10 protein-coding genes are annotated in these 12421 nt (G+C 45.1%); 3 read left to right on the top strand and 7 right to left on the bottom strand.

What is annotated here, in order from left to right; translation table 11 throughout:
• Window positions 1-133 precede the first annotated feature (133 nt).
• The 7 genes from ABFQ95_04830 to ABFQ95_04800 all read right to left on the bottom strand — a co-directional run bounded on the left by ABFQ95_04830 (window position 134) and on the right by ABFQ95_04800 (window position 8313).
• On the bottom strand, window positions 134-1924 hold the full coding sequence (locus tag ABFQ95_04830) for a BatD family protein (protein ID MEN8236849.1): 1791 nt from the start codon (window positions 1922-1924) through the stop codon (window positions 134-136).
• Window positions 1918-3750 carry a VWA domain-containing protein gene (locus ABFQ95_04825; GenBank protein MEN8236848.1) on the bottom strand — a complete coding sequence of 611 codons (1833 nt, stop codon included), beginning with the start codon at window positions 3748-3750 and terminating at the stop codon, window positions 1918-1920. The genes ABFQ95_04830 and ABFQ95_04825 overlap by 7 nt, the downstream gene beginning before the upstream one ends.
• Window positions 3740-4750 carry a VWA domain-containing protein gene (locus ABFQ95_04820; GenBank protein ID MEN8236847.1) on the bottom strand — a complete coding sequence of 337 codons (1011 nt, stop codon included), beginning with the start codon at window positions 4748-4750 and terminating at the stop codon, window positions 3740-3742. Before ABFQ95_04820 ends, ABFQ95_04825 begins: the two co-directional genes overlap by 11 nt.
• Entirely contained in the window at window positions 4750-5220 is a 471-nt protein-coding gene (locus ABFQ95_04815) for a DUF4381 domain-containing protein (protein ID MEN8236846.1), read from the bottom strand. Before ABFQ95_04815 ends, ABFQ95_04820 begins: the two co-directional genes overlap by 1 nt.
• Complete coding sequence (locus tag ABFQ95_04810) at window positions 5217-6134, bottom strand: DUF58 domain-containing protein (protein MEN8236845.1); 918 nt, start codon at window positions 6132-6134, stop codon at window positions 5217-5219. The genes ABFQ95_04815 and ABFQ95_04810 overlap by 4 nt, the downstream gene beginning before the upstream one ends.
• Before the next feature lie 12 nt (window positions 6135-6146).
• Complete coding sequence (locus tag ABFQ95_04805; GenBank protein MEN8236844.1) at window positions 6147-7154, bottom strand: MoxR family ATPase; 1008 nt, start codon at window positions 7152-7154, stop codon at window positions 6147-6149.
• Between the two features lie 328 nt (window positions 7155-7482).
• A complete protein-coding gene (locus tag ABFQ95_04800; protein MEN8236843.1) occupies window positions 7483-8313 on the bottom strand; it encodes an OmpA family protein in 831 nt (276 codons plus the stop codon).
• A 412-nt stretch (window positions 8314-8725) separates the two neighbouring features.
• Between ABFQ95_04800 and ABFQ95_04795 the strand changes: the two genes are divergently transcribed.
• Genes ABFQ95_04795 through der form a run of 3 tightly spaced genes read left to right on the top strand, consistent with a single transcriptional unit; the run spans window position 8726 to window position 12129 of the window.
• A complete protein-coding gene (locus ABFQ95_04795; GenBank protein ID MEN8236842.1) occupies window positions 8726-9388 on the top strand; it encodes a tetratricopeptide repeat protein in 663 nt (220 codons plus the stop codon).
• Between the two features lie 45 nt (window positions 9389-9433).
• A complete protein-coding gene (locus ABFQ95_04790; GenBank protein ID MEN8236841.1) occupies window positions 9434-10765 on the top strand; it encodes a PQQ-binding-like beta-propeller repeat protein in 1332 nt (443 codons plus the stop codon).
• 11 nt (window positions 10766-10776) lie between these two features.
• Complete coding sequence (gene der, locus ABFQ95_04785; GenBank protein MEN8236840.1) at window positions 10777-12129, top strand: ribosome biogenesis GTPase Der; 1353 nt, start codon at window positions 10777-10779, stop codon at window positions 12127-12129.
• Window positions 12130-12421 lie beyond the last annotated feature (292 nt).

Genomic DNA, 12421 nt, shown 5'->3' with positions numbered 1-12421 from the left:
TTGACCATTGCTGTTTTTTTACTTAACTGAAGGTAGTTAGCATCGAATTTTCTGATTAGGAAAAAATCTCCTTACCCACTCAAAACGCAAAAGAGCCAATTGAAAAGCGCAATTTATGCCCAGGACGGGCATATTATGGATTTAATATCGGAAGTTTTTCACGTTCTACCCTTCTATTCTTTACTTGCTTTTCAGTTTGCTTGATAATATCCACACAAGTCTTTTTGACCAATTCAAGGTCAATTTGCTGATTTGCATAAAGAGATCCTTGTATGGATTTGGTGGCCAAATTTACATCCTGAACACTCAAAGATGGTGCCTTTTGTTTTGCTGCTGCAAACACAGTATCCAAGGAAGAATTTTTGGGAAGATTCCAATGGCAATGGGCATAGCTTTGCAGCATCGACTGCAATTCCTTTGCTGAGGTTGCTTTGGTAATTTCCTTACATGATGTTAACTTTGCCTCAGGTTTTGCTGGAGTTTGCGCAATTACAGGTCCGACTTTTTTGAGTTGAGTCACCTTAAGGCGCAAGTTGATCACCCAAAATAATGCCATAAGCAATAATCCGATCAGCACTGCAAGAACCGCAAGCAACAAATGGCTATGTTGAGCAGTGGCAACTTTTGCCGTTTTCTTGTTGTGAATCTCGCTTGACTCTGGCACTGTTTCTACTTGTTTGGTGTTGCTGGCAACACCTGGTGCAATGGTTAACTGTAGTTCTGGCACATTTGCCTGCATTTCTTTATCGTTTTCTACATCCCACCAGGCAACAGAAATTTGCGGCAGGGTGATCTGGCCAGATTGTTTAGGGATCAAAGTATAGGTTTCCTCTCGCCAACTTGTAGGCACCCCATCGCTTGTATCGTCACCAAATCTTGGCTGATCAGCATAGACTTTAAAGTTCCTATTTTTGGACAACTGTTCCTGTAAACTGGGCAACTGCTTGGAGGTAATCCCCTTGCCCACTATGGTAAATCGGCGAGTAATGGGTTCGCCAACCCGAAAATTTTGCTCGTCATTCCAATTTTCAGATATCGTTAGCGATTGTGCTGGAAGCCAGGGAGTCACCGCAGCTTTGGCTGGCTTAACATTCAACGTGATCGGCTTTGTGCCAACTGCAAAAGGTTCACGGCGGGAAATCGCCAATGAACCGAAATTACCGAATCTACGCAGTCTTTCAAAAAGATCAAAATCATGGTCTAGTAAATCACCTGAAGAAACCGCAGGTACCGGAATTTCTCCCTGAATGACAAGTGGGGGAATCGAAATCTCACCTGATTTCAGAGGAGTAACGCGGTACTTGATTTCGGCAACTCTAACAGCCACACCATTTTCAATAAAGTTGCCTATTTTTGGTTCATTAATCCTTTCAACAATTGCATCTTTAACTGAGAGCTCCCCCAAGTTCACATTTGCTAAATCAGTACTTGAACGTAATTGCACTGTATAAATGATGGGTTCATTTTTGTAAGGATTACGCTTACTGACACTTGCTGTAATTGTAACACCATCACTTTTACCTGATTCTCCTGCATTAATGTGCGTGGCAGCTCGAGTAACAGAGATGGTAACCAATTGGCTCTCAAGCACGCCCTTTGAGGTTTTAAGCTGAATTTTAGGAATGGTCTGTTCCCCTTCCCGCTTGGGCATTAATACATAATTCCAGCTTGTACTGGTTGAAACGCTGCCATTAATGATCGAGGTACTTGATGATTGCTGCTGGCCATAAATGGAAAAATCGTTTTCAATCGCTGAAACATCTGGACGAGATTTTGCTTTGGCATCCTTCAACTCAAGCTTGAGCTGCAAGCTTTCGCCCATACTGATCCGATTTTTACTGACGCTGGCCGTAAATTCAGCTGCGTAACTATGACCAACAGCAATTAAAAGAAATAAAAAGAGTACTGTGATTTTCCTTACCATGGATTACGTTCCTCCGTCGTACCGTTGCGTTTGGATTCAATATAGAATTGGTTTTTCAAAAAAGCCTGGGGATTATTGTTAACGCGGTTGAGCCATTGATCCGCATCAATATCCTGCTGAATTCTCTCTGCGCTTTTTTCTATTGTACTTTTTTCTATCGTGCTTGCAGATTGTTGATCATTTTCTTGCGACTGTGACTCTTGAGTCTGTTGCTCTGATTCAGCCTCAGATTCTTCATCGGTATCCCTCTCCTGTGATTGTTCTTTTGATTGTTGTTCTTGTGAGTCCCCTTTTGGAGTTTGCTCTTCAGATTGCGAGTCCGAGTCTTGGTTGTCGTTTTCTGCACCAGATCCAGATTGGTCTTGAGTTTCCTGCTTTTCCTTTTCCTCTTCAGATTTGCTTTCACTCTTATTATTATCCTTATTGTTCTCCTTATCCTGTTGTGCTTGCTGTTGCTCCAGCAATTTTTTCACTACATCTAAGTTATGTTTGGCTTTTTCATGCTGCGGCTGGTCTTGTAACAAAGCCTCATAAGCCTTGATTGCTTCAGAATATTTCTGCTGTTGAGCAAGAGCATTACCAAGATTGTAAGCTGCATCTGTTGCAACATCTGCTCGTTCCGATTGGCGGAACAGTGTTTCTGCCTCAGCAAAGTTGCCAGCTTTGTATTGGGCAACTCCCTTGCGATAGGGGTCTCGAAATTTATCAATAGCCGTTGCATAATCTCCCCGTTCTAGAGCCTGATTGGCGATCTGTTGGTCATTTTGAAAGTACTGCTTTATTGGTTTGGCGTAACTTACCTGCGACCATAGCGGCAGCGTAAGGCACAGCGCCAGAAAAACAAATCCTTTCCGAAACCAGAGCAGCAGCAAGATCATCATTGGAAACACCAACAAATAGAAACGTTCTTCCCATAACCGTATTGTGTGCTGCTGCTTTTCGGTAACTTGGGTACGCTTTTTGATCTGTTGCAACATATCAGCTATGTCATTATCATGGTAATCCCCTTGCAAGTACCCCCCTCCCCCTGCATTGCTCAGTGAGCGTAGTTTATCAATTTCCAACTTCGACATCACAACTGCTCCATTTTGTTTGATCAATTCGCCTTGGCTGTTTCTGATGGGACCTCCGTCCAGGGTCCCAACTCCCATGGTGTATATTCTGGTTCCGTGATCATACAGTTCTCTTGCCTTGGAAATTGCGCTAGCATCTTCGAAACCACCATCGGTAATTACAAGAATAGATTTGTTGCTACCAGAATGTGCATCAAGCAAGCGTGATGCCATTGTTAAAGCTGGTACAAGCTTGCTCCCTTGCACATAGACCAAACTTGTATCAAGTGTGGGCAACAGATGGCGGATTGTAGCAACATCGTCTGTCAGTGGGGAAATCATGTGTGGATCAGCAGCAAAGGCAATCAGACCAATATTGACTCCTTTGGCCAGGCTCAAAATATCCTCAATTTTCTGCCGAGCCCGGACTAACCTTGATGGTTGTACGTCTTCTACATCCATTGATTGCGAAAGATCTAGCAAAATGACCAGATTTTGATCTGGGGCAAAAGTTTCAATTTCACGATAATCCCAACGTGGCCCTGCAAGCGCAACCATCAACAAAGACCACATGACCGACCACAGGCAAAGGCGCTGCCAAAGCGTGCGCTTTGAAGTTTTATTGCCAAGCAACAAGTGCGGCAACAAGTGTGCATCTATAAAGCTGTCCAATCCATTGGCAAGAGTAGGTGTACGTTGAAATAGAGCAAAGCAAACCCACAAAATAGGAGGAATAATCAATCCCCACAACCACAAAAGATTCTCAAATTGCATTGATCACCCTCCTGACCGCAGGTACAACGCACAAAAATAACAGCAGCAATGCCGCAACTGCTAAAGGGTAATGATACAGCGGATCGCGAATTAAATACTCTCTAACCTCTGCATCGGTTTTTTCCAATTTGTTGATCTTGTCATAAATCCTCTGAAGGGCATTGGCATTGGTGGCCCGAAAATATGCTCCTCCAGTGGTTTTGGCAATTTGTTTCAGCAAGGCTTCATCTATGGGAATATTGGCCATGACAATTCCGCCGGTTCCTGTTGGATAAGGCACCGGACCATTTTTCCCTACCCCAATGGTATAGATGTGAATATCATACTCTTGCGCCAATTTTGCAGCCTGGAGGGGCGGTATCGTGCTGGCAGTATCTTCGCCATCGGTTAATAAAATAATAACTCTAGAACCATCTGGACGCTCACGTAGACTCCGCACAGCCAGACCAATGGCATCCCCAATGGCTGTTGCAGGCCCTGCCATCCCTGTCACCGCATTGTTGAGCATTTGACTGACGGCAGCCGTGTCCAACGTAAGCGGCACTTGTAAATAGGCATTTTCTCCAAATAAGATCAAGCCAATCCGATCTCCCTGGCGTTTTTGCACGAACTTGCTGACAACTTTTTTGGTCATATCCAACCGGCTGACTGCTTGGACTTGCGTTGAAAAATCAAGGGCTTGCATGGATTTTGAGATATCAACAGCTAGCATCAGGTCATATCCCTTATTTTTTACATCAGTAAATTTGTCTACCAATTGCGGGCGCATAACCGCCAATACAAGTGATAGCCAAATACAGCAAAGGGTTATTAAAAATAATTTGTTCGAATGCCTCTCGCTAATTTGCCCTCTTGAAAACGCCATTTGCAATCTTGCAAGTGCAGGAAAGCGCAGGGCCGGCATGCTTTCATCATGATCACGATATTCTGGTAGCAACCATCTTATCAACAAAGGAATCGGTAAAAGCAAAACCAGCCAAGGCCAATAAAAGGTAAACATTATTGTATCCACCTCTTGATGGCAGCCAAGCAGTTACGCAAATGCTCTATTGGAATCGACGTCGTACTTGGAGCGTAAACGACAGTGATCAACCACTCCCCCTGCGTTTGCCAATCAAATTGGTTGGGATCATGGTTTTTCAACCACCTAAGCCAGGCTTTTCCTTCTAAAGCCGCACATTGTTTGCGCGAAAACTGCTGGATTGCAATGCGGCGAATGATCTCAGACAGTTCCTTTGCTGTAGCCACGGCCGTTGTTGGGGTAAGCTTTTGCTCCATTTCACACAGTTGGCTGGCAACATCCTGTTGCCAACTACGGGCTAATCTACGCCTGCGTTGTATATATACCCCCAACAACACAACGCTAATTAATACCAATGAGATGATGCCCCACCATCCAGGAGCCAGCGGCCACCAAGCAATGGCATCAATCCCTTCAATATCATGCAATTGGTTAATTAAATCGTTCATCTAACTTGCGTCCTTTTACTCAAGTGTTTTAAACCGAGCGTTAATTGACTAGCAACCACATCAGTAGTGCGCAATGAAATCAATCCAATAGCAAATTGAGAGGCAATTTGACATAGTTGTGTCCTGGTTTCTTGCCACTGATGCGCGTAGGATTTTCTGCCCAACCCATTGTTGGTATTGATGTGTACTGTTTCTGTGTGATCATTGGCAAACAATACTTCACCTATTGGCGGGATATGTTGATCAGCTGCGTCATCGATTGTAATAAAAACCAGATCACAGCGTTTTCTTAATTTCCCGATCTGCAAAGCAAATGACTCCCCCAAGCTACTAAAGTCACTGATAACATAGATCAGTGAACCGGTGGGAGCCGCTTTGTTGAAGTTCATCAGTATATCCCCTACAGGCACTATTTTTGAGTCGGTTAGGTGGTTGTGATCACTGAGCTGCTTTAAAATCGCCCAAAAAGATTTACGCGATCGCTTGGGGGCAAAGAACTGTACGCCTTTGCTGATGCTTCCAAACAAGCACCCACCGAGTCTGTCGTGATTCATATGCGCGCGCCACCCAAGAAGAGCTGCCACTCGTGCTGCTTGCACAGATTTAAAAGTGCCTCTGGTGCCAAAACGCATAGCTTCATTGACATCGACACAGAGCATGACGCTACGCTCATGCTCTTCCCGAAACACCTTCATGTGCGGTTTGCCAGTACGTGCCGTCACCCGCCAATCAATATTGCGCACATCATCGCCTGGTGCATATTCTCGCACCTCTTCAAATTCTAAACCTTGCCCTCTAAAGGGGGATAGGTTATCTCCGGTAGCAGTTGAAATAACGGCCCGGTTAGATTTTAAGCAAAGTTGCGTGGCTCTACCTTTAAGAGCTACTAACTCCTCGAAATCTGGATATAGCATGAATTCGACCTTCTATGGTATTGCAACAACCTCTAAAAGGCGTTTGACAATCATCTCACGTGTGACTCCCTCTGCTTCAGCTGCAAAAGTCGGAATTATCCGGTGCCGCAAAATCGGCAGAGCAATTTCTTGCACGTGATGCGGAGTTACGTATTCATCGCCCCGCAACCACGCCAGAGCTTTGGTACATCGAATCAATGTAAGTGTGGCTCGAGGTGAAGCACCGTGGGCAATCCACTTGCCAAGTTTGGCTGCATATTTTTCTGAATTGCGACTGGCGATGACCAAAGATACGATGTAGTCCTTGACCTTTTCATCCATGTACATGGCAGCAACAGACTCACGAGCTGCCCCTATTTCAGCTGTGCTGGTAACAGGTAAGTCTTCGCTCTTGTGCTTTACTTGTTTGGCCATATCCATATCAGCAATTAGTAATTCTTCTGCGTGGCTTGGATAATCCACTACGACATACATGGCAAAACGATCAAGTTGGGCTTCGGGCAGGTTATAGGTGCCCTCTTGTTCAATTGGGTTTTGCGTGGCCAGCACCATATACAGCTCTGGCAGTTGGTAGCTTTGGTGACCAACCGTGACCTGTCTTTCTTCCATGGACTCTAAAAGAGCAGATTGTACCTTGGCCGGAGCGCGGTTGATTTCGTCAGCCAAAACGATATTGTTGAAAATGGGTCCCTTACGGAAAGTAAAATTGCTTTTCTCGTGAACGTATATTTCAGTACCGATCAAATCAGATGGCAACAGGTCTGGGGTAAACTGAATCCGGTGAAAATCAGCAGCAATGCCGGCGGCAATTGATTTTGCAGCAGTGGTTTTGGCCAGCCCTGGCATACCTTCGATCAACATATGTCCATCACATAAAAGACATACTAAAAGATTCTCAATCAACGATTTCTGGCCAATAATTTTGCTTTCGAGACTTCGTTGTAGATTTGCCAATTTATGTTTGCCAATTTCGGCAACTTGCTCTTTAGGTTTTTTAGTTTGTAATCCTGTCTCGGTCATCTCTAAATCCTTTGCAATTTACGTCAGCATTCTGGCAGTGCAATAAGTAACTCTACTTAAAACCATAACGCCTTCATTATAGACATTTATGGTTATAGATCCAATAGTTTATTTTGTTTGCTGTTATACTAACCTGAGTTTTGGATAAGAGATAAGGAATGCGAGCGAAACAACCTGTAAATATATAATTCTTGTTTGCAAATATCCCGGGGTATGGGACATAGCCCACAAAAAAAACGGCCCCTTAAAATTAAGGAGCCGAAAGTTTCTTATTTTTTATTATTTTTATTAATTCCGTTTCATTCTCTAATTAAAGCCTAATTAAAGCTTAGTGAATGATAATCTCAACATGACGGTTTTTGCGTAAATGCTGCGGGCTACCGGGCCACTCACCATGACCACGAGCCACAAGGCGATGGTCTTCGATATTTTTACTGATCATGGAAGCTTTCACGTTATCTGCACGACGTTTGGATAGGTCAGCATTGTAAGCTCTGGTACCACTGGCATCGGTTGAACCGGTTAGGAAAACTTTACAATGACAGTGGGTCGTTGCAGCAGCCGCTGCCTCTTCCAAAACCTTTTCCATGTTAGCATCAATTTTGTCGCTGTCATGCCTAAAGTAAACGTGGAACTGAGGTGCGGTATCAAGTGGACAAATGATTTCTTCGGCGAGCCTTAGATTTTCATAAAATGCCAAGCGTGCCTCTTCGATACAATTGGTCTGAAAACGCTCTTCTGCTTCTTCGGCCCAGTTGTCGAATTCTGCTTGCGCCTTGGCTGAAAATTTAGGGGCATTGCTACGACCTTGGCATTTTAGTGCACTGACCAAGCGAGCACGTGCTGTTTCAAATTCAGGCCTTACGCTGTCTGGAAGTTCAAGTGAGGCAATCGTATCAGGCTCAATATCTTCACCCATCGCAGCCTTTTGACCTTTTTCAGCAAAGTGCATTGAACTGAAGTCGTCATAGTTCATGCGAATCTCTTTGGCAGAAAGGTTCTTATATTCTTTGCTCAAAGTTTGAGTAAACTCAGACCCTGTAGGTTGCATTTTATCCAGCTTGCGCAACTCATATTCAGCACAACCTGTCGAGAGTATGGCTGCCGTTGCGGCCAGAGCCCCCCACTTTAACGAATGAAAATTTTGTTTTGTTAACATGATCCTAGTCCTTTTTGCTCTTTCTTTGGAAGCCATACATCCTTCTTTATATATTCAAGATTATCCGGACTTGTTTAAAATTTTCTTAATATTTAAAGCTTTCTTTTGCTAAATTTTACGTGAGTTTTGGATAAGAGTTCTTTCTGCCTACGGGGCATCATCCCAATCCCAAACGTTGCTTTTAGAACTAAGCCTTGAAAAGGATTATATTCTAAAATCTTACGATTTGGCATCCAATTCTTTTTTGCAGATTTTAAAAAAATGGGATCCTGTCCCGGATCAAGTCCGGGATGACGATCCGTAGGTAGCACATTTTCACTGAACAATCCTGGATTCAGCTTCAGTATATTTGATATTTTTGTGCAATTCCTTTATAAAGAGGGAGATATACAACTAAATTTTGGAGTCAATTGTGGACAATTCAATTTTTCACGAAGTCGAAGAAGACCTGCAACGAGAAAAGTTAATGAAGCTTTGGCGAGATTATGGCATGTACACCATCGCCATTGTTGTTGCAGTCATCATGGGAACAGGGGCAACCCTTTATTGGCGGAATGCACGTTATGAAAACCGTACCACCCAGTCGAAAAGCCTCAGCCAGGCTGTAGCGTTGGCAGACAAAAACCAACTTCCCCAGGCTTTAGCAGCTTTGAAAAAACTCAGTGAGCAAAAAGGCGAATATGCCCACCTGGCTGACTTCCAACGTGCAGGGCTTATTGTGCAATATAATAGTCAGAAAAAAGCAGGTGCGCCGCCCTTAGCAGAGGCCATTGCAATCTACGATAATCTTGCAAAAAGCCGAAAAGTCGATAGCAAAACCCGAAATTTAGCTTTGCTGCTTTCAGTTTTATTGCAACTTGACACTGGAGACCCTAAAGCTCTCACCTTAAGGCTGCAAAAGGCCAGTGGTTCTGCAAACCCATGGGCGGCGCTTGCTTTGGAAGCTCAAGCGATTTTAGCCATTCGCGAGGGCAAACCTGAACAAGCCAAAGCCATTTTAAAATCTCTAAAGCAAAAGCAATTTCCTCCACAAAATGTGATTTTGAGATTAGAGGCGGTGCTTTCTGGACCTTAGAAGTTACAAGTTTTTACATTTTTACATTATAGGAGTATTGATATCATGAAATCACGTTTGCTGTTGGGGCTAGCTATGACTACCCTCACCCTTACTACGCTCACTCTTGCTGGCTGTACAAAAATGTTTAAAAAGGAAAAAATCCCACTAGAGGGCGACCGTGAGCTGGTTTTGTTGAACCAGGATGTTCTCAGACCCAATCCTGAAGCAGTGGCTGTACCTGTCCAACTCCCAGCAGCGCAAGCCAATCGAGATTGGGATCAAAATGGCGGTTGTGCCTCTCACTGCATGCCACCTCTAGCCCTTTCCGATCAGCCAAAAGTCGTTTGGACCAGCAGCATCGGCTCAAGCTCTGGAGGATCACGCCGCTTTTTGTCAACGCCCATTGTGCATGATGGCCAATTGTATGTTCTCAATGCCGACCAAGAAGTACAAGCCATTGATACAACCTCAGGAAAGCAGATTTGGCAGCAACCGATTCACCCAGATGAAATTTCTTCGCATGTATTGGGCGGAGGTATTGCCTATGACCAAGGCAATATCTATGTCGCATCTGCTTTTGCCGAAGTACTTGCCCTTGATGCAGCAAGTGGTGCCGTTAAATGGCGCACACCGATTAATAGCCCCGCTCGCTCAGCTCCGACCATCAAGGACGGTCACGTGTTCGTCACGACCATCAATAATGAAGTGGAAGCCTTTGACCAAAACACAGGGCAATCCCTTTGGTCGCACAGTGGCATCACAGAAACAGCTGGTCTACTGGGGGGCGCCAGCCCGGCTGCCAGTGCAGGAATCGTTGTCGCTCCCTTTTCATCGGGTGAAATTTTTGCCCTGCGCCCAGAAAATGGACATCCGCTTTGGTCAGAAAGCCTTGCATCCTTCAAACGGGTGGATTCGGTTTCTTCCCTACCCCACATTCGCGCCTCTCCTGTCATTGATCAAAATTTGGTCTTTTTAGTCAGCCATAGTGGTCGCACCGCAGCCCTTGATGTACGAACAGGTTCGCTGGTATGGGATCGCGAGATTGGTGGCATTCAGGCCCCAGCAGTTGCTGGTAATTTTCTCTTTATGGTAACAACAGATAGCGAGTTGGTGTGTCTGACCCGAGACCGCGGTCTGGTTCAATGGGTTACCCAACTGCCACGTTATACGGACGAAGAAGAAGGGACCGGAAAGATTGTTTGGCAGGGTCCGCTACTGGTGGAAAACCGCTTGATTGTAACGGGCTCAACTCAAGAGATGATTACCGTCAAGGCTGAAGATGGAAAAATTGTCAATCAACAAAGAATACCTGATAGTACTTCAGTGCCCCCAATTGCTGCTCAAGGAACTCTTTACCTGCTTACCGATGGGGGCGACATCGTCGCAATGCGTTAATGGGAAATGCATTGCCAACCGTTGCTATTGTTGGCCGGCCAAATGTGGGCAAGTCGACCCTCTTTAACCGGCTTGCTGGCAAGAAACTGGCTTTGGTGCATGATCGCCCTGGTGTGACCCGGGATTTAAAAGAAACCCAGGGAAAATTGGGGGACTTGCGTTTTCAGCTGATGGATACCGCTGGATTGGATTTGGATAAAGACGATACTGATCATCTCACAACGTTAATGCGCGAGCAAACCCTGAAAGCCTTGCTGCATGCAGATCTGATTCTCTTTGTCATTGATGCTCGCCTGGGACTGTTGCCTCTAGATGAGCATTTTGCCAAACTAGTACGCAAATCGGGCAAACCAACTGTGTTGATTGCCAACAAATGCGAGGGACGCCGCAGCAACCTTACTGCAACAATTGCCGAAGGTTACCAACTGGGGTTTGACGAACCCGTTGCACTTTCAGCTGAACATGGCCAAGGTCTTCAATATCTCTACGAGGCGATGGCCTCACGATTGCCAGCACCGTCAGAAGAAACTGAAGGTACAACGACCCAACCATTGCAACTTGCTGTCATTGGCCGTCCGAATGTGGGCAAATCAACTCTAATCAATCAGTGGCTACAACAAGAACGGGTTCTAACCTCTGACATGCCAGGAGTCACCCGCGATGCCATTGCTATCGACTGGAATTATAAAGACCAACCGATTCGCCTGATTGACACCGCAGGTATGCGCAAACGCCCTAAGGTACAAGATGCTGTTGAAAAACTTGCAGTCTCGGATGCTCTTAGAACCATTGACTATGCTCAAGTTGTGATCTTGTTGCTTGACCCACAAGATATCTTGAGCAAACAAGACGCAACCATCGCTAGTACCGTTATCGATGAGGGGCGAGTGCTGATCATTGCTCTCAACAAGTGGGATCAGGTGCAAAATAAATCTGCAATCTTGGATGAACTCAAATACCGGCTAGAAAAAATCCTTCCTCAAGTCAAGGGAGTTCCCTGTGTGGCTATTTCCGCTCAAACGGGTCAAAATGTAACCCGACTTTTGGATCAATCCTTGATTGCGTATCAAACCTGGAATCGACGACTTACCACCGGCCGGCTCAACCAATGGCTGCAAGATGTTACAGCTCAGCACCCCCCGCCCCTGGTTGGCAGATCCAGGCTTAAGTTCAAGTACATCACCCAGGCCAAAACACGCCCACCAACCTTCATGCTTTTTACCAATAAGCCCGATGACGTCCCGGATGCCTACACGCGCTATTTACAAAATAACCTACGTGCTGATTTTGATTTATGGGGAGTCCCATTGCGCCTTACTTATAAGGGCGGTAGGAATCCTTATGTTAAAGATATGCCGAAGTGAGATCAAAACCAAACTGTTGATTTTTCGGAAGCTTGTATACCCGTCCCGAGCATAAATGGCGCTTTTAGATAGGGGTCTTCTACAAACGTCATCCTGAACGTTGGTTTTGGAACTCAAGTCTGACAATCTCGTGGGGTATACATATCTCCAAATCTACCTAACCTGAGTTTTGGATAAGGGAAGAATTTTCTTAATCCTCCACGGGCCGTCATCCCGGCCTCCATTTTTCCCCAGCTCGCCAAGAGCTGGATTGGAAAAATGAGTGAGCCGGGATCCAGTTTTTTAGTTTTGA

Source organism: Pseudomonadota bacterium (genome assembly GCA_039714795.1).
Taxonomy (GTDB): Bacteria; Pseudomonadota; Alphaproteobacteria; order JAGOMX01; family JAGOMX01; genus JBDLIP01.
The sequence above is the reverse complement of the archived record's forward strand: the minus strand, read 5'-3'. Positions and strand labels throughout refer to the sequence as shown.